This window comes from Streptomyces sp. NPDC110618 (assembly GCF_055657065.1).
The window spans coordinates 134,062-160,142 of the sequence record NZ_JBVKBN010000009.1; the positions used below are offsets into that span (position 1 = coordinate 134,062).

Annotated in this window: 22 protein-coding genes; 5 read left to right on the plus strand and 17 right to left on the minus strand. The window is 72.4% G+C overall.

Features of this window, described 5'->3' with window-relative positions; all coding sequences use genetic code 11:
• Positions 1 to 24: 24 nt before the first annotated feature.
• The 15 genes from ACZ7L7_RS17805 to ACZ7L7_RS17875 all read right to left on the minus strand — a co-directional run bounded on the left by ACZ7L7_RS17805 (position 25) and on the right by ACZ7L7_RS17875 (position 18,128).
• Positions 25 to 2,157, minus strand: a complete 2,133-nt coding sequence (locus tag ACZ7L7_RS17805) for a hypothetical protein (RefSeq protein WP_472076417.1) — start codon at positions 2,155 to 2,157, stop codon at positions 25 to 27.
• On the minus strand, positions 2,154 to 5,294 hold the full coding sequence (locus ACZ7L7_RS17810; protein ID WP_472076419.1) for a putative baseplate assembly protein: 3,141 nt from the start codon (positions 5,292 to 5,294) through the stop codon (positions 2,154 to 2,156). Before ACZ7L7_RS17810 ends, ACZ7L7_RS17805 begins: the two co-directional genes overlap by 4 nt.
• Positions 5,291 to 8,080, minus strand: coding sequence for a putative baseplate assembly protein (locus ACZ7L7_RS17815; protein ID WP_285511730.1), 2,790 nt, complete (start codon positions 8,078 to 8,080; stop codon positions 5,291 to 5,293). Before ACZ7L7_RS17815 ends, ACZ7L7_RS17810 begins: the two co-directional genes overlap by 4 nt.
• Complete coding sequence (locus ACZ7L7_RS17820) at positions 8,077 to 8,439, minus strand: GPW/gp25 family protein (RefSeq protein WP_285511731.1); 363 nt, start codon at positions 8,437 to 8,439, stop codon at positions 8,077 to 8,079. The genes ACZ7L7_RS17815 and ACZ7L7_RS17820 overlap by 4 nt, the downstream gene beginning before the upstream one ends.
• 5 nt (positions 8,440 to 8,444) lie before the next feature.
• Complete coding sequence (locus tag ACZ7L7_RS17825) at positions 8,445 to 8,798, minus strand: hypothetical protein (protein ID WP_472076421.1); 354 nt, start codon at positions 8,796 to 8,798, stop codon at positions 8,445 to 8,447.
• A 7-nt stretch (positions 8,799 to 8,805) separates the two neighbouring features.
• A complete protein-coding gene (locus ACZ7L7_RS17830) occupies positions 8,806 to 9,303 on the minus strand; it encodes a phage baseplate assembly protein V (RefSeq protein WP_285511733.1) in 498 nt (165 codons plus the stop codon).
• A 38-nt stretch (positions 9,304 to 9,341) separates the two neighbouring features.
• A complete protein-coding gene (locus ACZ7L7_RS17835) occupies positions 9,342 to 10,463 on the minus strand; it encodes a hypothetical protein (RefSeq protein WP_471592150.1) in 1,122 nt (373 codons plus the stop codon).
• Positions 10,460 to 10,786, minus strand: coding sequence for a LysM peptidoglycan-binding domain-containing protein (locus ACZ7L7_RS17840; RefSeq protein WP_285511735.1), 327 nt, complete (start codon positions 10,784 to 10,786; stop codon positions 10,460 to 10,462). Before ACZ7L7_RS17840 ends, ACZ7L7_RS17835 begins: the two co-directional genes overlap by 4 nt.
• A gap of 32 nt (positions 10,787 to 10,818) precedes the next feature.
• A complete protein-coding gene (locus ACZ7L7_RS17845; RefSeq protein ID WP_285511736.1) occupies positions 10,819 to 11,460 on the minus strand; it encodes a hypothetical protein in 642 nt (213 codons plus the stop codon).
• Positions 11,457 to 11,762 carry a hypothetical protein gene (locus ACZ7L7_RS17850; protein ID WP_285511737.1) on the minus strand — a complete coding sequence of 102 codons (306 nt, stop codon included), beginning with the start codon at positions 11,760 to 11,762 and terminating at the stop codon, positions 11,457 to 11,459. The genes ACZ7L7_RS17845 and ACZ7L7_RS17850 overlap by 4 nt, the downstream gene beginning before the upstream one ends.
• A complete protein-coding gene (locus ACZ7L7_RS17855; RefSeq protein WP_285511738.1) occupies positions 11,759 to 12,958 on the minus strand; it encodes a Pvc16 family protein in 1,200 nt (399 codons plus the stop codon). The genes ACZ7L7_RS17850 and ACZ7L7_RS17855 overlap by 4 nt, the downstream gene beginning before the upstream one ends.
• Positions 12,955 to 13,134 (minus strand): hypothetical protein, encoded by a 180-nt coding sequence (locus ACZ7L7_RS17860; RefSeq protein WP_471592152.1) that lies wholly within the window; start codon positions 13,132 to 13,134, stop codon positions 12,955 to 12,957. Before ACZ7L7_RS17860 ends, ACZ7L7_RS17855 begins: the two co-directional genes overlap by 4 nt.
• 1,880 nt (positions 13,135 to 15,014) lie before the next feature.
• Complete coding sequence (locus ACZ7L7_RS17865) at positions 15,015 to 15,752, minus strand: hypothetical protein (RefSeq protein WP_285511739.1); 738 nt, start codon at positions 15,750 to 15,752, stop codon at positions 15,015 to 15,017.
• Between the two features lie 4 nt (positions 15,753 to 15,756).
• Positions 15,757 to 16,278, minus strand: coding sequence for a phage tail protein (locus ACZ7L7_RS17870; protein WP_472076425.1), 522 nt, complete (start codon positions 16,276 to 16,278; stop codon positions 15,757 to 15,759).
• A gap of 11 nt (positions 16,279 to 16,289) precedes the next feature.
• Complete coding sequence (locus ACZ7L7_RS17875; RefSeq protein WP_453604082.1) at positions 16,290 to 18,128, minus strand: phage tail sheath family protein; 1,839 nt, start codon at positions 18,126 to 18,128, stop codon at positions 16,290 to 16,292.
• A gap of 739 nt (positions 18,129 to 18,867) precedes the next feature.
• On the opposite strand from ACZ7L7_RS17875, the gene panD reads away from it, so the two are divergent.
• Complete coding sequence (gene panD / locus ACZ7L7_RS17880; RefSeq protein WP_285431098.1) at positions 18,868 to 19,287, plus strand: aspartate 1-decarboxylase; 420 nt, start codon at positions 18,868 to 18,870, stop codon at positions 19,285 to 19,287.
• Between the two features lie 36 nt (positions 19,288 to 19,323).
• A complete protein-coding gene (locus tag ACZ7L7_RS17885; protein WP_471428795.1) occupies positions 19,324 to 19,668 on the plus strand; it encodes a GNAT family N-acetyltransferase in 345 nt (114 codons plus the stop codon).
• Positions 19,669 to 19,978: 310 nt separating this feature from the next.
• On the opposite strand, the gene gndA is transcribed toward ACZ7L7_RS17885, so the two are convergent.
• Positions 19,979 to 21,418, minus strand: a complete 1,440-nt coding sequence (gene gndA, locus ACZ7L7_RS17890; RefSeq protein WP_285511822.1) for an NADP-dependent phosphogluconate dehydrogenase — start codon at positions 21,416 to 21,418, stop codon at positions 19,979 to 19,981.
• A 281-nt stretch (positions 21,419 to 21,699) separates the two neighbouring features.
• Here gndA and ACZ7L7_RS17895 point away from each other — a divergent pair, with 281 nt between their 5' ends.
• The gene (locus ACZ7L7_RS17895; RefSeq protein WP_285511823.1) at positions 21,700 to 22,830 is read left to right on the plus strand and encodes a transglycosylase family protein; all 1,131 of its coding nucleotides are present in this window, start codon (positions 21,700 to 21,702) and stop codon (positions 22,828 to 22,830) included.
• Here ACZ7L7_RS17895 and ACZ7L7_RS17900 read toward each other — a convergent pair.
• On the minus strand, positions 22,820 to 23,923 hold the full coding sequence (locus tag ACZ7L7_RS17900) for a DMT family transporter (protein ID WP_471428797.1): 1,104 nt from the start codon (positions 23,921 to 23,923) through the stop codon (positions 22,820 to 22,822). The two genes, ACZ7L7_RS17895 and ACZ7L7_RS17900, sit on opposite strands and share 11 nt — an antisense overlap.
• A gap of 198 nt (positions 23,924 to 24,121) precedes the next feature.
• Between ACZ7L7_RS17900 and ACZ7L7_RS17905 the strand changes: the two genes are divergently transcribed.
• Together ACZ7L7_RS17905 and glgA are read left to right on the plus strand one after the other, a co-directional pair.
• Positions 24,122 to 24,859 (plus strand): (2Fe-2S)-binding protein, encoded by a 738-nt coding sequence (locus tag ACZ7L7_RS17905; protein ID WP_285511825.1) that lies wholly within the window; start codon positions 24,122 to 24,124, stop codon positions 24,857 to 24,859.
• A gap of 34 nt (positions 24,860 to 24,893) precedes the next feature.
• The gene (gene glgA, locus ACZ7L7_RS17910; protein ID WP_285511826.1) at positions 24,894 to 26,045 is read left to right on the plus strand and encodes a glycogen synthase; all 1,152 of its coding nucleotides are present in this window, start codon (positions 24,894 to 24,896) and stop codon (positions 26,043 to 26,045) included.
• Positions 26,046 to 26,081 lie beyond the last annotated feature (36 nt).

Consider the following 26,081-nt stretch of genomic DNA (forward strand, 5'->3'; position numbering starts at 1 on the left):
GGGGGAGTGCGGTGCGGCGCGGTCTCAGGTGGCGAAGAAGACCCCGGCGTCGCATCCGGCGGGCGTGTACTCGGCCAGCCTCGTACGCAGGTTGTCCTGCCGCTGCGGTTCGAAGAGGTGGCGCCACACGCCGGGCTCCGAGCCGTTGTCGCCCCCGCGGCGGATCTCCTCGGCGCAGGTGTCGGCGAGTCGTACGTAGTCGGGGCGGCCGTACCGGGTGGTGGCGAAGCGCAGTACCACCCGTTCCTCGTCCTCGGAGTGCTCCGGCTGGCAGTGGAATCGCGGCGGCGTCAGTGATCCCGGCGGAAGCCAGCAGAACCGCACGGCGCCCCGGTCGCACCGGTCGATCCGCACCTCGCCTTGCAGCAGACAGTTCTCCAGCAGGTCCGCGGCCCGGGCACGCACGGACCCGATGACGGTCGTGGAGCGGGCCGTGAGGACGACGTTCGCGGAGGACCCGTCGGGGGAGCCGAGCGCCGTCGCCTCGTGCGAGGTCGCGTCCAGCACGCTGTCGCACACGTCGACCCGGTTGGGTTCCCGCCCCGAACGGCCCGCCACCGTGATGGCACCGAGGACGCTGTGCCGGATCTCGGTGCGGACCGGGCTCCCGGCGATGTCCAGGCTGGGCGCCCCCGGCGCCAGGGGCGTGCCCCGGCTCTCCAGTTCCCACCCCGGTACGAAGGTGCAGTGCCGGACGACAAGACGGTCCACGCCGCCCCGCACACGCACGCAGCCGCCTGTCACCAGCAACCCGTCGAGGACGATGCGCGCCGGGACCTCCGACGGCAGCACGCTCCCGGGACCGGTGATCGTCAGCGCGCGCCCGCGGTCGTGGCCGTACCGGCCTCGCAGCCGGACGACCGGACGGACCCCGTCGGCGGCGCGCAGAGTGAGCCGGTCACCCGCGTCGAGGCGGATCTCGTCCAACTCCGCCCAGACGTCGTTGGAGGTGAACTCCATGATCGCCTCGGCCTTGCGCGGGTGTGCCCGCTTCGCGGCCTGCCAGTGCTCCAGCGCCTCGGCGATGCTGTGATGGTCCCCGCCGGGCCCCACCCGGTACAGCTCGGAGCCGTCGGCGGGAGCGGGCTCGGGGCGGGGGTACTCGCCGCCGCCGAGGTCGCCCGAGAACGCGTAGTGGTACGTCACCCGGACGCCGTGGGCGCCAGCCGTGCCGGGCGGGAGCATCAGGCGGCCGAGGACGGGGTCGATGGCCACCTGCCCGGCACGGGGGCGGTAGTGCCAGCCAGTCAGGTCGGCGGACACGATCCGGTCGAGGGGCACCGGTTCGTCGGGCCCGGTCCAGACGCACAGGCTCCGGTGGGGCCCGTAGTAGTCATCGGGGCGCTCGGCGAAGGCCCTGCGACTGAGCGGACCGGGCACGTTCGTCTCGTCCGCGACGTGAAAGCTCGACGGCTCCGGCACGGGGGCGGTGAACAGAGGAGTGTCGATGGCGAGCACGTTGAAGGTGTAGCAGGCCCGGTCGCGGTCCAGGCAGTACGCAGGGGTGCGTGTCACGGAGTAGGGGCGCAGCCGCCACACGTGCAGCCCGACCGAGCGGATGCCGTAACGGCCGGAACGGCGGGCGGATCCCGGGCGCGGTACCTCCAAGGTGCGGGCGAACTCGTCGAAGGGACCACCGAGCCGGTCCAGCGCGACGGGGCTGCGCAGGTCGACGAGCCCGCCGTGCGCCGGCCCGTGGCGTCCGGACCCAGCCTCGGAGGTGAGGCGCCGTACGGACTGGGTGACGCACAGCAGGCGGCGGTGCTCGACGACCCGCGCGGGCCATCCGGCCACGGCCGACGAGAGGTCCTCCAGCAGCGGCAGGGTGCCCTTGCGGCGGCGGTGGACGACGGTGTCGGCGACATCACGGCGGGGCACCACGACGGCCGACAGGCCGGTTCCCCAGGAGGTGTCGTCGGACAGGGCGGCGGCGATGCCGGGCAGGATCTCGTACCCGACGAGGTCGCCGATGTAGGGCACGACCCAGTCGTCGCAGGTCTCGATGAACCAGTTGTCGTAGAGCCGTTCGATGTCCTCCTGGAGGACGGCGACCTGCTCGGCCACGACCGCCAGCAGGGCGCGCAGCGGCCCGCCTTCCTCCTCGTCGCGCCGACGGTGCACCGTGGGCAGCAGCGCGTACAGCTCGTCGGGCGTCATGGAATCCTCCGCAGGATCAGCGTCTCGGGCACGCTCGGGTCGAGCAGGACCAACTGGGCGGGGCGCAGGACCGGACGCGCCGCGGTCCGGGCGGCCGGGGCCGGCGTGCCGCCCTGCGCGGCGCCGCCTGAGGGCACCGCTCCGCGCACCGCGCGCGGGCCGGCGGGCAGGGCGGGAACGCACGGGACAACGGACGGGCGTTCCGCGAACCGCACGACCGAGGCCGCGTCCGCGCCCTCGGGTACGCCCCCGAAGGCGTCGACGTCGACGAGTTCGACGCCGGGAACCGTGTGCGCGGCGGCGACGACGGCGCTCAGGTACACGGGACGGCACAGCTGGGCCCCCGCGAATCCCAGACGGGCGGCCAGCGCCTCGCGCACCCGCCGCTCCACCTTCTCCGGCAGGTGGCCGGGGGCCGTGCGCACGCCGAGCACCACGATGAGCCGCACGCGCTCACACGGTTCGACACGCACCGGCAGCAAGGGGTCGCCGTACCGGCGCAGTGCCGATCGCAGGGCGTCGAGCAGGGCCGAGGAGGCGTCCAGCGGGGCGTCGTCGGCGCCGGCCACCGTGATGTGCAGGACAGGGCGGCCGCCGTCGACCGTACGGCACGCCACGGCCTTGCCGACCCCCGCGAAGGCACGGGCGAAACTCTGGTAGTCACGCACGGACACCAGCCGGTCGAAGGCGGCATTCCGCAGGGGGATGGATCGGCGCAGCTCCAAGGGGCCGTCCGCGTCGGCCCCGCCGGTCGCGGGCAGCGGGTTGGTGACCCCGCTGACCCCGAGGGGTCTGCTCACGACCTGGTTGATCCGGCCGGCCGCGACATTGCCGGCGCGTCCGCCGCCGATGCGGTAGCGGGCGGTGACGTTCTCCGTGCCGGAGGGCAGGCGGGCGCCCTGCCGGCCGTCCCCGAACTCCACGGCGGCGCGGCCCGCGGGGCCCGCCCGCAGGCTGAAAACCCGCGCCGTCGGAGCTGCCTCGCTCAGGTCGGCGGTCCGCTGCCACGCGACGTCGTCGACGCGCACCGTGAGGGCCTCCTCACCGCCGTCGACGGTCGCCGACGGCAGCCAGACGAGCGGGCTCTGCCGCAGGGGCAGCACCTGTCCGGCGCGGGCGGCGTCACCGCTGCCGAGTACGTCCGTGACGGTCTCGCCGGCGGTCGCCGGGACCACATTGCCGTGCACGACGACGGTGCCCCGGGCGTAGCGGTGTGCCAGCGGCGCCGTCAGCAGCAGCGTGGTGCGCACCCGGTCGTCGTAGGAGGTGCCGTCGAAGGCGTGGCGCACCCCGGCGAGAACGGCGAGTTCGGAGCCCGGCACACCCACGCGGCGACCGGTGTCCGTACCGTCCTGCGGCACGATGTCCGTACGCTCGCCCGAGACGATGAGCATCCTTCCGGGGGCCAGTCCTTCGAAGATTCCGTCCAGCGGCACGGTGCTGCCCGCCAGGTCGGTGGTGTCGGGCGACGGAACCGGCACCAGTGGCTCGCCGGCCGCCCACACCGTGGTGGCCCGCCGGACCGTGATGTCCTCGCAGTCCTCGGTCCACGGCTCGGCCAGCCGCAGCCGTGTCACCCGCACGGCGTCCTGGTCGTTGGCGACGGAGATCCGGCTGACCTCGACGACCCGGATCACGCGGATGCGTGTGCGGCCCGCCACCTGCACGGCGATCCAGCTGTCCGGCTGGATCTCCTCGTGCACGGCGTCCAGCAGCAGAACGTCGTTCGCGAGCGGACCGTCCCCCTCGGAGCGGGACGGAGTCGCCGCGCGCAGCAGCCGCTTCACCCGGCCGACGTCCGGGATCGAGGCGCCCAGCGGGGCGGCGGTGACGCGGAAGTGCTGCACCCCGGGCGGCGCTGTGGCCGGGAGGGAGACGGCGGCCAGCGCCTGGTACAGGGCCTCGGTGAGCCCCGGCCGGTTGCCTGCCAGCAGCCGGGGGAGCGCGTCGGACCCGGCGCCCAGGGCGTCGGCGACGGCCCCGGACGGCGGGGGCGGCGGTTGCTCCGGGCCGAGCGCGTGCAACAGCGGGTCCACCGCGTGCACGACGGGCCCGCCGGGGCTGCCGAGGTCCCGCAGCACGGCCTCCCCGCCGGCCGGATCCGTCGACGCGGGCTCCTCGGTCAGGCGCCGGACCGCGTCCTTCGCGGTCGCGACCCGTACGGCGGCCCGCTCGGCCAGCGCGTCCGCGTCCACGCCGTCACCGAAGTCGGACAGACGTTCACGCAGGCGGCGCAGCATGCGGTCCAGCCGGGCCGCGAGGGTGTCCGGGTCGCGCAGTTCCTGGGCACGTTGCCGCATGTCCCGCACCATGGCCAGCAGATCCTCGAACGGCCCCCGCGAGGGCGCCCGCGCCGCGGCTTCCTCCATGTCGTCCTTGAGCGCCCGCACCGCGTTGTACAGCTGCCGTGGAGGGTCGGGAACCCGGAGCCGCACGGTGGTCCGCCCGGCCACGGGATCGCGGTCCACGCCCACCACGAGCCGGGTGAGGTTCAGGCGCCCGTCGGGATAGGTGAACAGCAGGCGGTCACCGGGGCGCAGAGCCTGCTGCAGCCCGTCCACGTCGAGGGAACCGATGCCGGTGGCGACATCGGGCGTGAGCGTGGTCGCACAGGTGGTGCGCACCGGGAGCGTGTTCCACTCCGCCCTGGCCGTGAGGTCCCTGGTGGTCTCGAACACCGTGGGCAGTCCGCCCGGCTCGGGCTCGCTCCTGACCTGCGAGCCGGCCGGTACAACGCAGGACGTCCCGACGTCGAGGGCATAGGCGAGATGGGTGGCGGCCGCCAGCGCCGGGCGCGGCCGGTGGCCGACCAGTCGGCCGAGCCGGGTCAGGGACTCCTGCTCGGTCGCGGTGCGCAGGTACCCCTCGTTGGCGATGCGTTCCTGGTAGAAGGTCAGCACGTCGGCGACGACGGCCCAGGCGTCGAGCAGGGCGATCGAGGGATCGTCGGGCTCCCGCGTGGTCAGCGCGGCCAGCGGTGTCCGGTCGCCGCCCGGGGACAGCCGCGCCAGCATCGCGTCGAGGAAGTCCCGGTGGCTGCCCACCCGATACAACAGCGCCGGCAGCCCGGGCCGGTTCCACACCCGTCCCGGGCCGGGCCGGCCGGGCTCCTGCCCGACGGTCGGGGTGCCCGTCATCGTCCGCCTCTCAGACGCAGGGTCAGACGTCCGTTCTCCGGGCGGGTGAGGTCACCGTCGAGCCGAGGGATCTCCAGGGGCCGCAGGCGCAACTCCCCGGAGTCCGGTACGTCCGGCCCCTCCGCCTCCGCACCGACGGACCAGTACCTGCGCAGCCGCGTCACCTCCGCGTGCTGGACCCCGGGCACGCCCATGCAGAGCGCGACCAGGGCGCTGGCCCGCACCGGCGTGCCGAAGGTCAGGACCGAGGGGTCGAAGAACCCCGGGGTGCCGTCGGCCCTGCGTCCCGGCAGGAGGCAGCGCTCCAGCGCCTCCCGCACATGGGCGGCGGCGCAGTGCGGGTCGATGAGCACGTACAGGGTCACGTCCAGCGGGACCAGCGGAGCGGGGCGGGTGACGACGTCGTGCCCGATGAGCCGGTAGCGGTTCAGCATGGCGCGCACGTCCGCCAGCAGCGGCTCCCACTGCACGGACGTGCCCACCGGATCCAGGGCGACGTCGGCCTCGTACCAGCTTCCCGTCCAGCGCAGGGTGGCGGCGGCGTGCTGCACCTCGGGATGACCCGCGGCCAGGGCGGCGTAGTCCTCGGCGGTCACGGCGCGCAGCAGGGTGCGGAAAGGGGCGCGGGGGGCGGCACGTCGCGCCTCGGCCACGGGCTCGGGATCGGTGCCGCCCGTCACCGGCACCGGATTGCGCACGCGGGTCACGAACGGCAGGTCCGTGGTCCGGTGGGTGATCCGGTTGACGGTCTCGCTGCCCGCGTTGCCGGACCGGCCGTTGCCCACCCGGTACGCGACGCGCAACCGGGTTCCCGGGCGGGGTGCCTGTCCGCACCGGCCGTCCCCGAACCGGATGGTGAGCACGCCGTCGTCGTCGGTCTCGCCCACGAGGTGGCGGTCGTGAGGACCGCTCCCCAGCAGGTCCCGGCGCGGGGTCCACCGAGCCCCGGTACCGTCCGTCTCCGTCACCTGCAGCACCGGCAGGGCCTCCCGGGGGTCGGGCCGCAGCGCGGTGCGGGCCGGCCCGTGCAGCGCGGGATTGTCGTGGCGCAGGGTCTCCTCGGCCCATTCGCCCAGGGTCTGTCCGATCTCCCAGCACACGGCCTCCGGATCGAGGACGTACCCGGACTGGGCCCGGCGGACCAGTGTTTCCAGGCGCCGCTGAGGTCCGAGCATGTCGTCGAACCGGGCGTTCAGCCGAGCGACGGTGTCGTGGCGGTGCGAGGGATCGGCGGCGGCGCCGGCCACGGACGTACCGAACCACGTCCGCAGGAAGCCCAGGGCGTCCTCGTCGAGACTGGCCGTCCCGTGGTGGAGGTCGCGCAGCCGGTCGCGTGCCTCGGCCGCGAGGTCGCGCAGCCGTCGGGCCTGCGCGGCGGCGACATCGGCGGGGCGGGGGTGGGGCGGCGACCAGGTGACGGGCCTGCCGCGCACCGTCGCCGTGAAGGGCCGCTGCCGCGCGCCGCAGTGCGGCCCGTCCGGCGCCCGCGGCACCATGACCGTCTCTTCGGTGTCCCCGCCGGGCAGCCAGGTGTTGTCCAAGCCGTGCTCGACGAGGAGGGCGTTGCCGCGCGCCACGACGGTCGCTCCGGGCAGTCCGTCGGGACCCGGGAGGTTGCGCACGGACAGCGGGAAGGTGAGGGCGTCCTCGTCCGCCCAGGCGATCTTCACGACCGGGGTGCCGGAATTGGAGTCGACGTCGCGGGCGGCGCGGGTGAGGCGGACGGCCTGCCGGTGTTCGGGGTCGGGCGCGCCGCCACCGGGGCCCCGCGTCTCTTCCAGGACGAGGAGGTCACCGGCCTTCAGGTCCAGCGCGCGCTCCCCGCCGTGCCCGTCGAGGAGGGCGGCCCGGGTGGTGCCGACGGGCAGCTCGAACACCTCCTGCCCCCACGCCCACAGAGGAATGCCGTTGTGCTGCGGGCGCAGCAGCACGGTGCGGTCGTCCAGCGGCTGGTAGACCGGATGCGGTCCGGCGGTGAGTGCTTCCTGGGACATCGTCGGGCCGCTGCCCCGGCTGCCCGCGTCCTCCGGCAGCGCGGTGAACGCCAGATCGCCGGTCCGCACGCTCAGCCGCGCGGACACCTCGACACAGACGACGGTGCGGGCCGCGCAGCCGTCGTGCATGGCGTAACCGACGAGGCGGGCGTGCCGGCGCACCGAGGTGCGCAGCCGTGCCGTGTCCAGGTACGCCTCGGTGGCCACGGCGTCCTGCTGGTAGCTGAGCAGGTCGCCGACGTGGGCCAGGAGCTCGACCAGTGTGAGCCAGAGGTCGGGTACGTGCCGCTCGTTCCACCGCGGCAGGGTCAGTGACAGCCGTTCCAGCAGCAGGCGGCGGAAACTGGCGTAGTCCTTGGCCAGATAGTCGATCGCGGGTTCAGGACCTGCCGGAGGCCTGTCCGTGGGGACGGTGTGCGGCGCGCCCTGCGGGTGCGTGCGCACACCGGGGGCGAAGGTGAAGTCCGCCCGGTCGTGGGCGCCGTGGAATCCGCGTCCCAGCAGCCGCAGCCGGTACGTGGACTCGTCGCACGGCCGGTCCAGCTCCAGCCGGAGCAGGGTCAGTCCCGAGCCGTCCGGTTCCGGCCCGGCCTCCGTGGCGACCCGTGCGACCCGGACTCCTACGACGCGCCGACCGCCCTCGATCAGGAAGCTGTCGCGGTTGACGCGCGGCGGAAGGGTGCCGAAGAACGCGACGGTCAGCGTCCGCCGGTCCGGGTGCGCGCGTACCTCCGCGATACCGGCCGGTTCCCCGGTGCGCAGGTCGTCGTCAGGGCCGTGCAGCACGGTCATGACAGGACTCCTCCGTTCACCGTGACGGTGCGGCGCTCACCGGTCGCGGTGAGGACGTAGGCGACATGGACGTGCAGGGTCGCCTCCTGCGAGGTCACGGTGAGGGACTCCACGGTGAGCAGGTCGCCGAGCCAGCGCTGCAGCGCCGCCTGCGCGGTCATCTCCAGGGTCGCGGCCAGCTCGGGGCTGTTGCCGGCGAAGACCAGGTCGAGGTAGTTGCACCCGAAGTCCGGCCGGTTGACGCGCTCTCCCGGACTGGTGAACAGGACCAGTTCGACCATCTCCCGCACGTGATCGGCGTGGCCGGCCGTGGCCGTGCGGCCGCGGTCGTCGAACCGGTAGGGGAACTGGATGTCCATCGCGGTCACATCCCCCGGACCCTGATCTGCATCGCCAGCACCATCGGCTGGTTCGGCGGCGGTGTCCCCACGCCGATGGCCGGGCCGACACTGACGGGCGGGGACGGCTGGAGCAGGGCCGGAAGACCGCCCACGAACACCCGGGTCGAGGTGTGCAGCCAGGTGATGCTCGTACAGGGCGGCGCGCCGAGTGTGGCGGCCGGGAAGCTGCACCCGGCCACGAGGAAGATGTCGGCGCTGGTGGCGACCGGTTGGGCGCTCACCAGGACGCGCTGTTGGGCCGGCGCGGGGATGGTCACGAGGCCGGGAGGGTGGGCGCACATCATCAGGGCGCCGTAGTGGAGCAGCAGTCCGGGCATGGCTTCCTCACAACACCGTCAACGCGCCGTTGTTGACGGTGACCTGGGGACCGGCCAGCTGGATGGTGGCCAGTCCGGGCCCGCACGAGATCTCGATGGACGTCTCATTGATCCTGATGAACGGACCGTTCTCCCCGTGCAGTTGGAGCTTGATGCCCCCACCGGGGCCGGGCATGTCGCTGATCACCAGTGCGTTCCCGGAGGGCGTGGCCAGGACGATCTGGGGGACACCCGGCGGCGCGGCCTTGGCCGCCGACGGCACATCCCCCGACCCGCCCCGCCGGAATCCGACCCAGACCGCCCGCTCCGGGTCCCCGTCGAGGAACCGCACCCACACCCCGGAGTCGGGGGGCGGCACCACGTACATGCCGCAGTCCGAGCCGGCCAGCGGGGTCAGCGGCGCGGCCCATACGGCGGCGTCGGCGCCCAGCACTTCGGGGACACGCACCAGGAGTCTGCCGACTCCGGTCGGGTCCACGGCCGAAACCACGACACCCTCGTACATGCCGTGCCACTGTCTCGTCCGGGCTGTTGCCGCGGTTGTCATGGGGTCACCGTCCCGGTGTCGGCGCCGAGTCCGTCGCGGACCAGCGTGAAGTGCTGTCTGAAGGTGTCGCGGGTGAGGTCGTGGGTGACGCCGGACACGAAGTAGCGTCCGTCGTACGCCTGTCCGGCCCCGCGCACCCCCACCAGGCCGTGGGCGCCGAGGACATGGCCGTAGCGCAGCACGTCGAGCGTGCCGTGGCCGCTGACGGCGTCGGTGGCGAGCCGGCTGCCGAGTCCGGCCAGCATCGTCCTGGTCAGGGTGCGGCCGGTCTGGCCGACGAGCGTGTCGGTGCGCAGGACCTGGGCGGGGCTTGCCGCGAGGCTTCTGCGCAGCAGACGGGGCTCCGGCGCGGTGATCTCGGAGGCGGTCGTGGAGGGCGGTTCGAGGCGGTGGGCCCGGTGGTCGGAGTCGGCCAGGGCGTCGAAGGCGAAGGACAACTCCTCCACGTTGTCGGCGGCGCCGCAACCGGTGGTCAGGGCCGGCTGCAGGGCGCCGTCGCGGTTCTGCGGGCCCCAGTAGGCGGTGCTGGCACCCGGTGTCGGCCCGGGTTCGAGGTGGAAGACGTGTCCCACATCCGCGGCCATGGACCGGAGATAGGCGAGATCGGTCGACGACTGGACCGGGATGTCGATCAACGGGTTCGGCTGGTCGGTGAGGACCGGCGCCACGGTCCTCGGTGTGATTCCGTATGGCGCGTACGTCGTGCAGACCGCGGCGGCCCTCAGGTGCGGTGGCAGTCCGGGAAAGGCGCGCCGGACGTGCTTGAGGTCCATCAGCGCCGTCAGGTCCTCCCCGGTGACGACGAGGAACGACCGGCCCGGTTCCCGCGCGGTGTGCAGCTCCTGATGGGTGATCACCCCGTCCATGAGGACATGGCACCGGCCCGCCAGGACCACGGCGACCACGACGCGCTTGTTCGGATGCAGTGCTCCGTTCGGCATGACGGCCCGCGCCACCGCGGACCCGGCGCTGACGGCGAAGGTCAGCTGGAAGCCGCCGGTCCGGCCGCTGACACAGGTGAGCCGTGCGGCGTGCAGCGCGTCGACCAGCTCCGCCGGGGCCGGGGCGGGCACGACGTCCCCGGTGAGCAGCATGAGGTGCAGGGCCTGTGCCGTCATCGGGCCGCCCCGTCGCCGAGGCCCGGCGCGGACGCCTCGGCGGGCAGAGTGATGCGCAGCCGCCGACCGGGCACCGCGGTCAACTCCTGCGGACGCATCGCCCGGTTCGCGTCGGCGATCCGCCACGACTGCTCGGGATCCCCGTACCGGCGGGCCGCGATGAGGTCGAGCCGGTCCCCGGCGACGACGACATGCTCACCCACGGCCGTGAGTTCCTCCGGCCGGGGCACGAAGCGGCGGCGCAGGTGGACGACGGTCCTGCCGTCCGGGAACGTGTACGTGGTCGTGGGCACAGCCTCGTACCTGCTGCTGGGCTCGATCAAGTCCGACCTCCTCCGGCTTCCTGGCGCACTGCTCAGCCCTCCGAGTAGCCGACTGCTCCGGGGCCGTATCCGACGAGCCCCGCGAAGCGTTCCCTGCCCTGCTGGTACTGCAGGTGGAGACCGCCTGCCCGGTGGCTGAAGCCGACGTCGTCGACGGTGAGGATCCGCACCGTGAGCAGCACCCGTGCCCGGATCGGGTTCAGCTCCCCGTCGTACGCCTCCTCCGTCACGTCGATGTCGAGCATCCGGACGGGCAGCACCCGGCGCGGGCCCAGCACCAGCACCGGCAGCGGGCCCTGGACGGGGGCGATCTCCAGGATTCCCTTGGCGGCCAGGTCGTTCTGCCGGGTCAGTTGCTCGACCGAGGGACTGACGGCCGTCTCCAGCGCGGACAACATTCCGAACAGCCCGGATTCCGCGGGCGGCCCCGGACCGCCCGCCGTCCCCAGTTGGTCGGTGGCGTCGAACTCGGCCTCGACGCGGAACGTCTCGCGGGGCGGTCCCTGCAACCGCAGTGCCTCCAGCCGGTCCCCGGCATCGGCGCCGATGCCCCGCGGGCGGAGCGTGCGGGTGATGCTGTCGGGGTTGTACTGGAACGGCACGACGCGCAGCACACGTCCTTGTTCGGGATCGAGGAAGACGATCCCGCCCCGACGGGGCGCGGGAGAGGTCATGACCTGTCCTCACCTGCCCGCGGTCGAGGCCGCGCCGCCTCGCGCACACCCAGTTCCCGCAGCACCGCCAGGGCGACGTGCCGGGCGAGAGCGGCGAGCCCGGCATCCGCCGGTACGGGACGGCAGCCGGCCTCGCCCGGATCGCTGCCGCCGGCCCGGTCCCGGTCCCGGCGGGCGGGGCGGACGCCGAGACATGCCGCCAACTCCGCCTGCACGGCCGCGCAGAGCGCCGCCCGGGACGGCGCGGTGGCCGCATCGAGTTCCAGTCGGCGGATGTGCAGCTCGACCCGGGTGGTCGTCATGTGATCACCACCGCCGCGTCCGCGTCGAACCGCTCGGTGTCCCCGTCGGTCAGCGGGCTGTCCACCCCGTCCACGCGCAGGCGCAGCGGATACCGCCCCGGCGCGCCCGCGGCCAGAGTGAACCGCAGGGTGCGGGTGGCCCGCGCGAAGGGCTGGGCCGTCACCGGCCGACTGCCCACGAGCAGCTCCACCCGCTGGCCCGGGTGCACAGCGGATGCGCAGCGCACCTCCAGCACGGCGGCTCCCTTCCGGTCCAGTACGGCGGTCAGGGGCAGAGGGCTGGTGACGCGCGGCGCGACACGCAAGGTCCGGGGCCGGGTGGTTCGTTCGCCGCCGTCGGCAGCGGTGAGCACGACCACCGCCGACCAGCAGCCCGCACCGAGGTTCTCGCTCAGAGTGGCGCGCACCGCGTCGGCCCCGTCGGCACGGGCGGGCAGCACGACCGGCGGTCCGCCGAGCACCATGTGCGTCAGGCGGACGCTCGGTGTTCCCACGGCCAGTCCGCTGCCGCTGAGCAGGATCTCGGATCCCGGCGCGGCGACAGCGGGCCGGACATCGTCCAGCACCGGCCAGGGTGCCGCCGCCGTCGGCGCCGCCACGGGTCCGGCCCCGGCCTCCCCGCGGCGCAGCACGGGCAGGGGAGTGCGGCCGGGTGCCGCGCTGTCGATGAGCACGACACGGGCCTCGTAAGCCACCGAGAGGCGGTAGCCGCCGCCCAGGGAGGTCCACAGGCGACACATTTCGTCGGCCGTCAGCGCCGACGGCGTGAGCTTCACCGGCTCCTGTTGCAGGTGCAGATCGCTGAAGTTCGCGGCGGCCCTGAGATCGCCCGCGCGCAGCTCGGGCCGGTCGTGCAGCGCCGACATCGCCGCCCCGATCAGCCGCTCCGCGACGGCGGAGTCGTCGGCCGGCGGCGCGTACGCGGAGAACAGGTAGTGCAGCGCGAGCGCGAGCGCCGGTTGGCGGGTCTCTCCGGGGAGTGTGCCGACGGGGTCGGTGTTGCGCCAGGCCGCGTCGACGTCGGTTCTGTACAGGAAGACGTTCAGCGCCGGTCCGGTGGCTGCGGTGCCCGCATCGCCCGCACTGAAGGGGTGACGGACCGTCACTTTCGCGCCCGGCACGGCGTGCTGGACCGTTTCCGCCAGCACGGCGCGCAGGGTCTCCGTCACCGCGGCGATGGCGAGCGCGTCGCTCACGGCCGCCTCCCGAGATATTCGTCAAGGCTCAGCCGCGAGCGCCGCTGGGGAGCCGGGGCGTCGACATAGGGCTCGGTGGTGGTGCGTACGACCAGACGGTCGATGGTGACGCGTACGACGGTCTCCGCGGACGGGGGTGACGGGGTCGACGAGGTCGACGGGGCCGGGGTTCCCACGTCCGACGGGGTCGGCCCTGCTGGGGCCACAGGGTGATCGGGCCCGGCCGACGGGTCCGAAGAGCCCCGGCGCGTCACGGAGTTCGGCCGCCGGGTGGCGTGCGTGGCGGTACGGGCGGGCGTCGCGGTACGGGCGGGGGGTCGGTCGGGTGCGGAGGGCCGGGTCGGAGGGGAAGACGTTCCGGGTGTGCGCGGACCGGGGGAGGCGGTGGACGACTGCAGGGACGGCGCGCTCGCGGCAAGGTGGGGTGCGGCGGGGCCGTCCGGCGCCGGTGCTGTGGTCTTGGCGGGGTCCTCGGTCGTGAAGGTGTGGGCGGCGGAGGTTGGTGCGGTGGGGGGCGCGGCGGTGAGGGGCGCGGGTGTGGTGACCGTGACGGTGTGAGCGACCGCTGGCGGGTCTGGGTGTGTGGTGGCCGTGGTGGCTGTGGTGATGGATGCGGCTGCTGTTGCGTCCGGGGGCGCGGCGGGGTCGTCCGGTGCTGGTGTCGAGGCCTTGGCGGGGCGGTCGGCTGTGACGGCGTCCGCGGTCGCTGGTACCACGGGTGGCGTGGCGAGGGGCGACCGGGGATGCGCCGACGGGGAGAAGGGCGCGGCGGAGCCGGCGGCGAGGGCACGCTGCCCGGTCGGTCCCCGACCTGGAGCGTCTGCGGCCTCGGAAGGCACGCCCGGCTGTGGCTGTGGCTGTGGCTGTGGCTGCGGCTGGGGCTGCGGGCCTGGCTTCCGCACCGTCACGGGGGCGGGCATCGACTCGGACGATGCCTCGTCCTGACCCGCGTGGATCTCGGGTGACCGCCGGTGGACCGGAGGAGGGCCCGGCTCGCGGACGGCCGCCGGCGATGTGGTGGGTGAGGTCTGCGGCGTCTGCGGCCCGTTGGAGGACGGTGTGGCAGCACGCCCCGTCGGATCGGTCCGGGTGGGCGTGTCGTCGGTGGACGGTGCCCCGTGACTCGCGGACGGGAAGACGGACGCGCGATGTCCCGACCCCTCGGTGGGCTGATGCGGGTGGTCACGCCGACCACTACGGGACGGGCGGTCGGGGCGGACAGGACGGCTCTTCGGCTGCCGGTCGGTCTTGCGTGTGCGGGTTTCGTCCGTCGGTGACTGGTTCGTCGCCGCGGTCTGGTCGCTCGTCACGGCGTCGGCATCGGCATCGGCGTAGGCACCGGCGTCGGCACCGGCGTCCGCGTCGGTGGGGGTCGAGTGGTCGGGTCGGAGAGAGTTGGTCTTCGGCTGCCTGTCGGCTTTGCGTGTGTGGGCCTTGTCCGTCGGTGACCGGTCGGTCGACGCGGCCTGGTCGTCTGGTGCGGAGCCGGTGGGGGTCGGACGGTGGGCGTGACGGGGGTTGGTTTCCGGCTGTCGGCTGGCCGTGCGTGTGTGGGCCTTGTCCGTCGGTGACTGGTCGGGCGCCATGGTCTGGTCGCTCGTCACGGCGTGGGTGGGGCGTGGGTGGTCGGGTTGGAGGGGGTGAGTCTCCGGTTGCCGGTCGGCTTCGCGTGTGTGGGCCTCGTCCCTTGGTGACCGGTCGGTCGACGCGGTCCAGTCACGCGTCACGGCGTCGCTACGGGACCGTTCGGGGCGGCCGACGTACGGGAGCGCGGAGTCAAGAGCCACCCCCTGGTCCGTATCGGCCACGTGCACGCGCACGTCCACGGCGCGGTCACCCGGGTCGGCGACAGCCACTGTGCCCGGGTCCCGGTGAAGTGCCGTCGCCGCACTCGTGGCCGCCGAAGGCTCCTCCTCGCCCTCCAGGAAGCCTGCCTCCGTTGCCTCCGCTGTGTCCGCGTTGCCCGGCAGCAGCGGTGCACGCGGGTCGAAGAGGCTGGACGCCAGCGGCCGTAGGCGCGGGCCGGGTGCTCCCAACAGCCGGTCCACGAAGTCGGTCATTGCGAGCTCACCTCCAGATAGAACTGCCGCCGCGCCGGGCTGACCGACAGCACCTCGGCCTCCGACCAGCCGTACGCCTGTGCCAGGGCGTGGACGTCGTGCAGGACCCTGTGCGCGTAACCGGACACGTCGGTCCACACGTGCTCGGCGATGTCGAGGGCTGCCTCCCAACGGTGCTCGCACTGCGGGCAGTCCAGCGTGAGCACGGTGTCGGCGCCCGGGTCCAGCTCCGCCAACCGCGGGGCCAACGCGTCGAGTGCCGCGTCGGGGAGGTCGTCGACGTGCGGGCTGACGCTCAGCACGCTTCGGCGCACCAGAGCCCGGCGTGCACCGGGTGCCGAGGTGTCGACGGCCTGGACATCCCGGCCGGTGAGGGCGCGGTAGGTGATGGTGAGGCCGCCTGTCATCAGCGTGGCCGTGGCCGGGCCGGCGACCGTGTCACCGGTCCGACCGCTCGCCGAGGCCGGTCGCAGTTCCTCCGCCGACACCGTGACGTCAAGGCTCTCACCGCACGCGGGGCAGTCGGTCGTGCAGGGCAGCGCGTCGCCGAACGCACCGCACCGCAGGTCCAGGAGGAGCTTGTTCACAGCGCTCAACGGCAGGTCGGCGACGTCCTGTTCACCGCCGGACGGCATGGCGGTGGAAGCGATCAGGAGGGCGCGGGCGACCGGTGTGCTGCCGAGCCCGCCCTCCCACACCTCAAGGACGTTCGCCTCCGTCAGTCGACGCAGCATGGTGTCATCCGGCGGTATCGGTGAACTGCGGCTCCTGCGGCGGGTCGGTGTGTTCCCGCACCCAGCCGTGGTGTTCCACCTTGATCCGCTCGAAGGCGACGGCGTTGGACCCGGCGTCGAGTTCGTGCAGGCCGTGGTACTCGGAGACCCAGCAGTCGTGGACGGAGTAGGAGATCACCTGCTGTCCGCCCTCGTCGAAGACATCGATGATGAGGTCGCGCCGGAAGTCCTTGAGGGAGGTCTCCAGACCGCCCGCCGAGTTCTTCAGGCTCCAGACCCTGTTGGCCCATTCCTCGAAGGCGGTGTCGATGGTGCAGCCCCGTTCCAGGGTGATGGCCTCGTACTCGGTGCGGCCGGGGAGCTTGCGGCTGGTGCCGGGGTCTCCGCCATCGCGGTGCCGGATGACCTCGGTCGTCCGCCTGAGACCGCTGACCTTGCTGATTCCGGCGATATAGGCCGTCTCCCCGCTGAACTTCACCCGGAACCGGAAGTTCTTGAACGGATCGCGGCGTGTGACTTCCGGCATCGGTCGTCCTCCTAGACCTGGATCTGCCCGGCGAGTTGCTGAATGTGGACGATCACGAACTCCGCCGGTTTGAGCGGGGCGAAGCCGACGTGGATGTTCACGACTCCGCGATCGATGTCGTTCTGCGGGTTGGTGTCCTTGTCGCACTTGACCAGGTAGGCCTCCTGGGGAGTGCGGCCCTGGAACGCGCCGGCGCGGAACAGCGAGTTCATGAACGCGCCGACGTTGAGCCGGATCGACGCCCACAGCGGTTCGTCGTTCGGTTCGAACACCACCCACTGCGTGCCGCGGAACAGGCTTTCCTCGATGAAGAGGGCCAGACGGCGGACCGGCAGGTACTTCCATTCGTCGGCGAGCCGGTCGGCCCCGCGCAGCGTGCGCGCCCCCCAGGCGACCGGGCCCGCCGCAGGCAGCCGCCGCAGGCAGTTGATGCCGACCGGGTTGAGGCGTCCGATCTCCAGATCGGTCAGCGGTACTTCGAGGTCGCTGACCCCGCTCAACGAGGCGTCCGTCCCGGCCGGGGCCTTCCACACGCCCCGCTGGACATCGGTGCGGGCCAGGACACCGGCCATCACCCCGCAGGGCGGAAAGGGCCGGACGGCCCCGCTGAGCAGAGGGTCGGGCGCGAGGACGCGGGGGTAGTAGACCGCGGCGTTCTTTCCGCCATCGGCCGCTTCGACCTCTGCCGCGGCATTGAGGACGGCGTCCACAACACCGGCGTTCGAATTGCCGCTCGATTGTGGGCTTGTCCAGGCCGGAGGCGGGTCGACCAGGAGGACGGCCCGTCGTTGCAGGCACAGCTGGAGGGCTTCGTCCCGCAGGGACTTGGCCGCACCCGCGTTCTGATCGTCGAGCCAGTGGGCGTCGGGCAGGCAGAGGATGTTGAAGATGTCTGTCTTCAGCAGTTGATACAGGCCGGACTTCTCCGCTGCCCCGCCGATGTAGGCCGGGAGGTCCGGCGGAAGTGCGTCCGTGGCGGCGACGTTCGCGTGGGCGTTTGCCGGCTCGTAGTAGAGCAGCCCCCCGTCCTCCGTCTCCGGCGACGGGGCCGTGAAAGGATCGGCCCCGTCCTTCGGAACTTCGTTGTCCTCCGGCACCGTGTCGAGGGAGGTGCCGGGGGCGAGGCGGACGAGTTGGGAGGACTTTAGGAGTTGCGCGAGGCCGCGCGGGCTGCCCGGCTTGACGCTGACGTTGAGGTACCGCTCCTCGGCACCGGTCGCCATGTCGCGCACCGTCAGGTTGAACAGCTTTCGCGGGGGGTTGGGCTTGTTCTTCAGTTCGGACGGTTCGTACTCGGACGTGTCGTAGTCGACGCGGGCGCGAAGCTTCCGCGCCCATCGCCCCGGCGAGGCGGCGACGAGGAGCGGCACCGCGGCGGGACTCCCGCCCCCGCGACCGGAAGCACGCCTGCCGCTACCGCCCGAGCCGCCCCGTCCGCGGCTCTGCCCGTCGGTGGCCGCGTCGTCCCCTCCGGCAGAGGAGGATTCCTCCGCCTCGCCGCCCTCCGCGGGCGGGGACGGCGGTCGGGCCGACTGCCGCGCTGACGTGGCAGCCCCGAGTGGCAGCTCGACGACCTCCTCGCCGTTCTTCACGATCCGGACGATCTCGGCCTCGCTGCCGCCGTTCAGATAGAACTGGTACACCGCGTAGCTCATGGGGCAGTTCGCCTGAAGGCCACCGAAGTTGGCCTCGTAGTCGGCCCAGCCGGTGATGTGCACCGGCCGGTCCATGGGACCGCGCGGCGCGTAGCCGACGAACGCGGCAACCGAGGTCGGAACCCCCGTGATCGTTCTGACGGAACTCTTGACCTCGTCGATGTAGACACCCGGATAGGTGACGTTGACCGGCATACCAGCACCTTCTCTCCGTCCGGCATGCTCCCGGCCCAGTACTCGCGGGGGACTATGCGAGGGACGTGGGTCCGCCGGATGTCGGCCCGGCAGGACGCTGATCATGATTCGCGACCACCGTATCCAGACAAATAGGACTTCGGCGCCTTGTATGTCTATAGGTTGCTTCGATCAGGTGATGACCGGCCCGCTGACACGAAATCTCTCCGTGTGCGCGTGGCCGTTGCCAAGGCGTGCCTGATCGGAGCGATGTTCCTCCCAAGTACGTACGACAGGGGAACCCCCGTATCCGCCATGCCGCCGCCTCCCAGCAGCGATACTGGACGCATGGACACGGCGATCACCGCCGCCCGCGCCGAGGTGCTGCGGGACCGCTACCGCAGTCGGCTGCCCGAGCGCCTGCGGGAGCTGGATGGCCAAAGGGACCGTGTTCCACGAAGCAGAGCGATGTCGGTGCACGACAGGTCGGTGGGTGGACGCACGTCGTTCGTGTGCAGAGCTCCCCGCATCTTTGATGGCTCATCAGGTAAGTCAGCATCCGGTCGGCATGCGTCGCCGGGCTGTTCCGGGAGGTTTCCCGAACAGGCCGTTGGCGCGGCGTGAAAGCCCAGGCGTGAAGCCGTCTCGCCCGAGCGGAGCGATGTTCCTCACAATCCTTGACCGGCGTATCCCGGTGTACAGTCGAGACCGCCCTTGACCTGTACAAAGCAGGCAGGGAGCCGCCTTCCGGGAGACCAACATGCTGCGAACCATGTTCAAGTCCAAGATCCACCGCGCCACCGTCACCCAGGCCGACCTGCACTACGTGGGATCGGTGACCATCGACGCGGACCTGCTCGACGCCGCCGATCTGCTCCCCGGTGAGCTCGTGCACATCGTCGACATCACCAACGGCGCCCGGCTGGAGACCTACGTCATCGAGGGCGAGCGCGGCTCGGGAGTCATCGGGATCAACGGTGCCGCCGCGCACCTCGTGCACCCCGGCGACCTGGTGATCATCATCAGCTACGCTCAGGTCACCGACGCCGAGGCGCGGGCGCTCAAGCCGCGGGTCGTGCATGTGGACGGCGACAACCGGATCGTGGCGCTCGGTGCCGACGCCTCCGAGCCGGTGCCGGGGTCGGACCAGGAGCGCAGCCCGCAGGCCGTGTCCGTCTGACGGGAGCCGTACGGGACCAGGACCAGGAGTGAGCCCATGGGCGAGATCGAGATCCGTGACGACCGGGCGGCGGGCTGCCTGGAGGCGGTCAGTGGCGACGAAGTCGTCGGCCGGATCGAGTACTTCGTCCTCGACAGCCCCGGGCCCGCCCTGGTCCCCGTCCACACCATCGTGGAGCCCGCCCACGAGGGAAAGGGCATCGCCGGTTCCCTCGCCCGTGAGCTGTACGCCCTCGCCGAGCGCGAGCAGACGGTCGTCGCCCCGCTGTGCCCGTACGTCGTGAAGTGGGCCGAACGGCACCCCGACGAGGCTCCCGCCGCCGATCCGGCACTCCTGCGCGCCGCCAAGCAGTGGCTGCGCGACCACCCCGGCCGTTTCTGACGCTGCCGTCCAGGCGGGTGAAGGGACGCCCGAGCCGGGGTACGCGGGGCAGTAGTCCAAAGAGCCGTTCCTCGTCACTGGCTGGAGGACACGATGACCAACCCGTACCCGGATCCGGTCCACCCGGACCCCACCCCGGGCCCGCCTCCCACGCCGGAGCCGTCTCCGACTCCGGAACCGCCCCCGGCGCCGACGCCTCCAGGGCCGCCGCCCGGCCCGCAACCGGTGCCGGACCCGAACCCGTCCCCGATCCCCCCGGGCCCGGAACCGGTACCGAATCCGGAACCGGGCCCACCGCTCACTTAGGAACTCATCCGGTCACCTCGGACCGGTCCCCGCCCCACAGCGTGTGGAACGACCCCTCCCGGTCCACCCTCCGGTAGGTGTGCGCACCGAAGAAGTCCCGCTGGCCCTGTGTCAGCGCTGCGGGCAACCGTTCGGCGCGCAGCGCGTCGTAGTAGGCGAGAGCCGCGGAGAAGCCCGGCGTCGGCACGCCCTGCCGGGTCGCCGCCACGATCACCTCACGCCAGTCGTCCTGCGCGGCGGCGATCTCCGCGGCGAAGGTCTCGTCCGACAGCAGGCTCGGCAGGTCGGCACGGGTGTCGTACGCCGCGCGGATGCGGTCGAGGAACGCCGCCCGGATGATGCAGCCGCCCCGCCAGATCGCGGAGACCGCGCCGAGGTCGATGTCCCAGTCGTACTCTGCGCGCGCCGCGTCGATCTCGTGGAAGCCCTGCGTGTAGGAGACGATCTTGGAGGCGTACAGCGCCTGCTCGACACGGTCCGCGAAGGCCGCCGCCTCCGACTCGCTCAGGGCGGACGCCTTCGGGCCGGCCAGGTGCCGGGAGGCCTCACGCAGGCCCGCGTGGCCGGACAGGGAGCGGGCGAACACGGCCTCGGCGATGCCGGAGACCGGGACACCGAGGTCGAGGGCGATCTGCACGGTCCAGCGCCCCGTGCCCTTCTGCTCGGCCTGGTCGACGACCACGTCCACGAACGGCTTGCCGGTCGCGGCGTCCACGTGCGCCAGCACCTCGGCGGTGATCTCGATCAGGTAGGAGTCCAGCCGCCCCTGGTTCCAGGTGCGGAAGATCTCCGCGATCTGCGCGGGGGAGTAGCCCGCGACCTCTCGCAGCAGCTGGTACGCCTCACCGATGAGCTGCATGTCGGCGTACTCGATGCCGTTGTGCACCATCTTCACGAAGTGACCGGCGCCGTCCGGGCCGACATGGGTCACACAGGGCGAACCGTCCTTCGCCTTCGCCGAGATCTTCTCCAGCATCGGGCCGAGCGAGTCGTACGACTCCTTCGGGCCGCCGGGCATGATGCTCGGCCCGTTGAGCGCGCCCTCCTCGCCGCCGGAGACGCCCATGCCGACGAAGTGGATGCCCTGCTCGCGCAGTTCGCGCTCGCGGCGGCGGGTGTCGGCGAAGTGCGCGTTGCCACCGTCGATGATCATGTCGCCGGGCTCCAGCAGCGGGGCGAACTCCTGGATCACCGCGTCGGTGGGCTCGCCCGCCTTCACCATGACGACCAGGCGGCGGGGCCGCTCCAGCGCCGCCACGAAGTCCTTGGCGGTCTCGGCCGCGATGAACGCGCCCTCGTCACCGAACTCCGCCACCAGCGCGTGGGTGCGCGCGGGCGTCCGGTTGTGCACCGCCACCGTGTAGCCGTTGCGGGCGAAGTTGCGGGCGAGATTGCGGCCCATGACCGCGAGTCCCGTGACGCCGATCTGGGCTGAGTTGCTCATTCGGTTGGCTCCTATATATCCGGTATCGGTGGTGCCGGTCATCGTGGCCGCCAGTATTGCCGCAGTGACCATCTTGACGTGCCGGTACTCCGGCCGCACTCCCGGGTGGCTCGATGTTTCGCAGGCTGATACGGACAGAAGGGCCGACCTGCCTCAGTCGTTTCCCAACCCGGTTTCCCACCTTGCCCCTTGAGCCACAGCACGACCGATTGCCGTCTTGTCATGGCCTGTTACCGGCGCTTACTTTTGGCCCTTCCGACCCATGTCGAGGGGGCACCGATATGGCCGTACGCGGCCGGCACCGCCGGTATCAGCCGAACAGGATCAACCGCGCCTCGCTCACCGTCACGGCGGGCGGCGCCGGAATGGCCCTCCCGCTCATCGGCACCGGCAGCGCGCAGGCGGCGGACGTGGAGACCTGGGAGAAGGTCGCCGCGTGCGAGTCGACCGACAACTGGAGCATCAACACCGGCAACGGCTACTACGGCGGCCTCCAGTTCACCCAGTCCACCTGGGAGGAGTACGGCGGCACCCGGTACGCGCCACGCGCCGATCTGGCCACCAAGGAACAGCAGATCGCCGTGGCGGAGAAGGTCCTCGACGGACAGGGACCCGGCGCCTGGCCGGTCTGTTCGGTACGGGCCGGGCTCACCCGGGGCGGGGAGTCACCGGAGCTGAAGACCTCCACGCCGGACGTACAGCCGCAGACCACACCCCAGTCCCGCGCCGGGCGGGCCGAGATGTACACGGTCGTCCAGGGCGACACCCTCTCCACGATCGCCGAGGAGCACGACGTCCGCGGCGGCTGGCAGCGGCTGTACGAGGCCAACCGCAGGACCGTCGGTGCGGATCCGGACCTGATCCTGCCCGGCCAACGGCTCGCCCTGAACGGCAAGTCCGCCACGAAGACGTCCTCGACGGCCACCAAACCCACACCGAAGAAGAAGGCGCCGGACAAGACCGACAAGGCCGAGAAGACCGTACAGAAGTCGTCACAGAAGTCGTCGCAGAGCATGGTCCCGCCGGTCGGCGCGCCCACCGGCACGCCGTACCACAAGGCCGGTTCCGCCTGGTCGAAGGGCTACCACACGGGCGTCGACTTCCCCGTCCCCACCGGCACCTCCGTGCGCTCCGTCGCCGCGGGCCAGGTGGTCAGCGCGGGCTGGGAGGGCTCCTTCGGCTACCAGGTGGTCGTCCGGCACACGGACGGCCGCTACAGCCAGTACGCCCATCTGTCCGCGATCTCCGTGAAGAGCGGCCAGCAGGTCGGCGTGGGCCAGCGGATCGGCCGCTCCGGCTCGACGGGCAACAGTACGGGCCCGCATCTGCACTTCGAAGTGCGGACGGGGCCCGGTTTCGGCTCGGACATCGACCCGGTCGCCTACCTGAGGGCGGGCGGCGTCAGGATTTGACCCGTGTCCGGTGCCGGTCGAGTACCGGCATCGGCACGTACGGGCCGCCGTAGCACGGCCCGTACAGATACGACGGGATTTCGTCGTCCCTGCTGTCCCGCCCGGCGGTGAACGCGGCGGGAATCGCGGCCGGGACCAGGTCCGGCGGCTGCTCCGGGAGCACGATCCGCGCGGCCTCCGGCTGCTCCGGGAGCACGATCCGCAGCTCCTCGGCCGGGACCGGCGCCACGGGGAGTTCCGCCTGCGCGGGCTCGGCGCGCTCCGTGCGGGCGATGCGCTCCGTGGTCAGCAGGATCAGGCCGCCCGCCGCGACCACACCGCAGCTCAGCGCGAGCGCCGTGCCGGTGGTGCCGTAGCGGAAGGTTTCCCCGAACATCGTGATGCCGACCGCTGCGGCGATCACCGGGTTCACGACCGTCAGCACCGCCAGCGGCGCGGCGAGTCCGGCGCCCCGGTAGGCGGCCTGCGACAGCAGCAGACCGGCCGTGGCGAAGACACCGATGGTGGCCAGCGAGGGCAGGTCGCCCGCGGTCACCCCGCCGGTCCAGTCGACGGCGACGAGCTTGGTGAAGACCGAGGACATACCGAAGGCGATACCGGACGCCGTCGCCAGCAGCACACTGCGCACCACCGGGTGCCGGTGCGCCGCCCGCCCCGCGATCATCAGCGTGACCACGGCGCCCGCGGTGACCAGGGCCACCCCCGTGCGCTCGGCGGTGCCGAGGGACTGCGACTCGGCGGCGCCGACCAGGGAGAGCAGGCCCGCGAGGCCCACCGTCGCCATGATGGCGCCGCGCCAGGCGGTCGCCCCGGCCTTGCGGCCGACGAACAGGGCCGCCATCGGCAGCGCGAAGACGATGGTGAGAGCGCCCAGCGGCTGGACCAGGCTCAGCGGTCCGTAGGCCAGGGCGGCCACGTGCAGCAGACCGCCGAGGCCGTTCAGCGCCACGGCCGCCCACCAGGTCGGCCGGCGCAGCGGCGCGTACTGCCGCGCGGCCGAGGACACCGCGACGTGCTCCTGCACGATCGCTCCGCCCGCGTAGGCGACGGCGGAGACGAGCGACAGCAGCACGGACAACGCGAGGGCACTCATGAGCTGCTCCTCTGCGTGAGGCGAGGGCTCTTCGTCCCGCGCGGCGATCGGTCGGCTTCCATAGCCAACACGATGCCGTCAAAAGTTCTTCCCGTCGTCGTCCCTGAGCAGTCAATGCCTCCTACTGCCGATGGAGTACAAATCGCCCTCCGTCCTCCCCAGGGTGGGTGGCACCCCCCGAGGCCGGTACGACCTGAGTTGGTACTACTGCCTTTCGTGGACCTCGACCCCGAACTCACCGCGCTCCGCCCGCTCGGCGGCTTCTTCCTCCTACGTGCCACCGGAGCGCCCGCCGACCCGCTGCCGACACTGGCCGAAACCTACGACCGGACATCATCGGATGTTTACGAGAATTCTATGACTTTCCGTGTCCGGAAGGTGGCCTCGTCCCTGAACGCCCCCGAGTTGCGGATCGCGGCGTCCGTGGCCCAGCAGGGGCTCGCCGCCCGGCTGTGGTCGGTGGCGCTCGGCTGCGCCGTCCGCTACGGCACCCTCCCCGCCCTCTCCCCGGAGCTGCTGCGCTGGGACCCCGACGCCGGCGCCCCCGACGACCTGTGGCTGACCGAGGTGCGCCCGTCGACGGACGACCTGGTGGACGCCGTACTGATCGCGCACCTCGCACCGCTCACGGCACTGGTGCGCGAGCGGTACCGGGTCGCCGAGGGGCTGCTGTGGGGCAACGCCGCCTCCGCCCTGGCCGGGGCCGCGCGGCAGCTCCACCGGTGGGCGCGGGAGCAGGGCCGTACCGACGACGCCGTACGCACCCGGGAGCTGACGTCCGGGCTCCTCTCGCATCCCCGGCTCGCGGGCGCCCTGGACGCGAACCTGCGGCGGCGCAGCTGCTGCCTCTACTACCGGGTGCCGGGCGGAGGTGTGTGCGGGGACTGCTGCTTCACCAGACCCCCGGGCTCTTCCCCGCGCGCCGCATCTGGGTGACCATGGGTGCTCCGGCCGAGACAGGGGGTTGCGGGTGCGAGTGGGACTGCTGACCCGGGAGTTCCCGCCGGATGTCTACGGCGGCGCCGGTGTGCATGTGGAGTTCCTGGCCCGGGAGTTGCGGTCCCTGGTCGACCTGGAGGTGCACTGCTGGGGTGAGGGCCGCGCCGACGGCGTCGTACGCCACCGCCCCTGGCCCGCCCTGGACACCGCCAACGACGCGCTGCGCACCTTCTCCGTGGACCTGGCGATGACCGCCGCACTGGAGGGCGCCGACCTCGTCCACTCCCACACCTGGTACGCCAACCTCGGCGGCCACCTGGCCAAGCTGCTGCACGGCGTCCCGCACGTGATGACCGCCCACTCCCTGGAACCCCTGCGCCCCTGGAAGGCGGAGCAACTCGGCGGCGGATACGCCCTGTCGAGCTGGGCCGAGCGCACCGCGATCGAGTCCGCGGACGCGGTGATCGCGGTCTCCGCCGCCATGCGCGAGGACATCCTCGCCTGCTACCCCGCACTGGACCCGGCGCGGGTGCGGGTGGTGCACAACGGCATCGACACCGGCATCTACCGCCCCGACCGCGGCACGGACGTCCTGGAGCGGATCGGCCTGGACCGCTCCCGCCCCTACGTCCTGTTCGTCGGCCGCATCACCCGCCAGAAGGGCGTGCCCCATCTGCTGCGCGCGGTACGGGACATCGACCCCGCCGCCCAGGTCGTCCTGTGCGCGGGCGCGCCGGACACCCCCGAGATCGACCGGGAGTTCCGCGAGCTGTACGAGGAGCTGAGCCGGGTCCGCGCGGGCGTGCACTGGATCCCGCAGATGCTGCCGCGCCCCGAGGTGATCCAACTCCTCACCCACGCCGCCGCGTTCGTCTGCCCGTCGGTGTACGAACCGCTCGGGATCGTCAACCTGGAGGCGATGGCCTGCGGAACTCCCGTCGTGGCCTCCCGCGTCGGCGGCATCCCGGAGGTCGTGGAGGACGGCAAGACGGGGCTGCTGGTGCCGGTGGACGACGACTTCGAGGACTCCCTCGCGCGCGCCCTGGACGCGGTCATCGGCGACCCGGAGGGCTCTCGGGCGATGGGTGAGGCCGGACGGGAGCGCGCGGTGGGCGAGTTCGGCTGGGACGCCGTGGCCCGGCGCACGGCGAACCTCTACGCGGAGATCCTCGAACAGGCGTAGGGGGCCCGGCGCGGGGGCAGGGATGGATCATCCTGG

What these genes read in the sequence shown, in the direction of transcription:
- ACZ7L7_RS17805 (WP_472076417.1), bottom strand. Translation starts at nt 2,157, where the DNA reads ATGACGCCCGACGAGCTGTACGCGCTGCTGCCCACGGTGCACCGTCGG.
- ACZ7L7_RS17810 (WP_472076419.1), bottom strand. Translation starts at nt 5,294, where the DNA reads ATGACGGGCACCCCGACCGTCGGGCAGGAGCCCGGCCGGCCCGGCCCG.
- ACZ7L7_RS17815 (WP_285511730.1), bottom strand. Translation starts at nt 8,080, where the DNA reads ATGACCGTGCTGCACGGCCCTGACGACGACCTGCGCACCGGGGAACCG.
- ACZ7L7_RS17820 (WP_285511731.1), bottom strand. Translation starts at nt 8,439, where the DNA reads ATGGACATCCAGTTCCCCTACCGGTTCGACGACCGCGGCCGCACGGCC.
- ACZ7L7_RS17825 (WP_472076421.1), bottom strand. Translation starts at nt 8,798, where the DNA reads ATGCCCGGACTGCTGCTCCACTACGGCGCCCTGATGATGTGCGCCCAC.
- ACZ7L7_RS17830 (WP_285511733.1), bottom strand. Translation starts at nt 9,303, where the DNA reads ATGTACGAGGGTGTCGTGGTTTCGGCCGTGGACCCGACCGGAGTCGGC.
- ACZ7L7_RS17835 (WP_471592150.1), bottom strand. Translation starts at nt 10,463, where the DNA reads ATGACGGCACAGGCCCTGCACCTCATGCTGCTCACCGGGGACGTCGTG.
- ACZ7L7_RS17845 (WP_285511736.1), bottom strand. Translation starts at nt 11,460, where the DNA reads ATGACCTCTCCCGCGCCCCGTCGGGGCGGGATCGTCTTCCTCGATCCC.
- ACZ7L7_RS17850 (WP_285511737.1), bottom strand. Translation starts at nt 11,762, where the DNA reads ATGACGACCACCCGGGTCGAGCTGCACATCCGCCGACTGGAACTCGAT.
- ACZ7L7_RS17865 (WP_285511739.1), bottom strand. Translation starts at nt 15,752, where the DNA reads ATGCTGCGTCGACTGACGGAGGCGAACGTCCTTGAGGTGTGGGAGGGC.
- ACZ7L7_RS17870 (WP_472076425.1), bottom strand. Translation starts at nt 16,278, where the DNA reads ATGCCGGAAGTCACACGCCGCGATCCGTTCAAGAACTTCCGGTTCCGG.
- ACZ7L7_RS17875 (WP_453604082.1), bottom strand. Translation starts at nt 18,128, where the DNA reads ATGCCGGTCAACGTCACCTATCCGGGTGTCTACATCGACGAGGTCAAG.
- panD (WP_285431098.1), top strand. Translation starts at nt 18,868, where the DNA reads ATGCTGCGAACCATGTTCAAGTCCAAGATCCACCGCGCCACCGTCACC.
- ACZ7L7_RS17885 (WP_471428795.1), top strand. Translation starts at nt 19,324, where the DNA reads ATGGGCGAGATCGAGATCCGTGACGACCGGGCGGCGGGCTGCCTGGAG.
- gndA (WP_285511822.1), bottom strand. Translation starts at nt 21,418, where the DNA reads ATGAGCAACTCAGCCCAGATCGGCGTCACGGGACTCGCGGTCATGGGC.
- ACZ7L7_RS17895 (WP_285511823.1), top strand. Translation starts at nt 21,700, where the DNA reads ATGGCCGTACGCGGCCGGCACCGCCGGTATCAGCCGAACAGGATCAAC.
- ACZ7L7_RS17900 (WP_471428797.1), bottom strand. Translation starts at nt 23,923, where the DNA reads ATGAGTGCCCTCGCGTTGTCCGTGCTGCTGTCGCTCGTCTCCGCCGTC.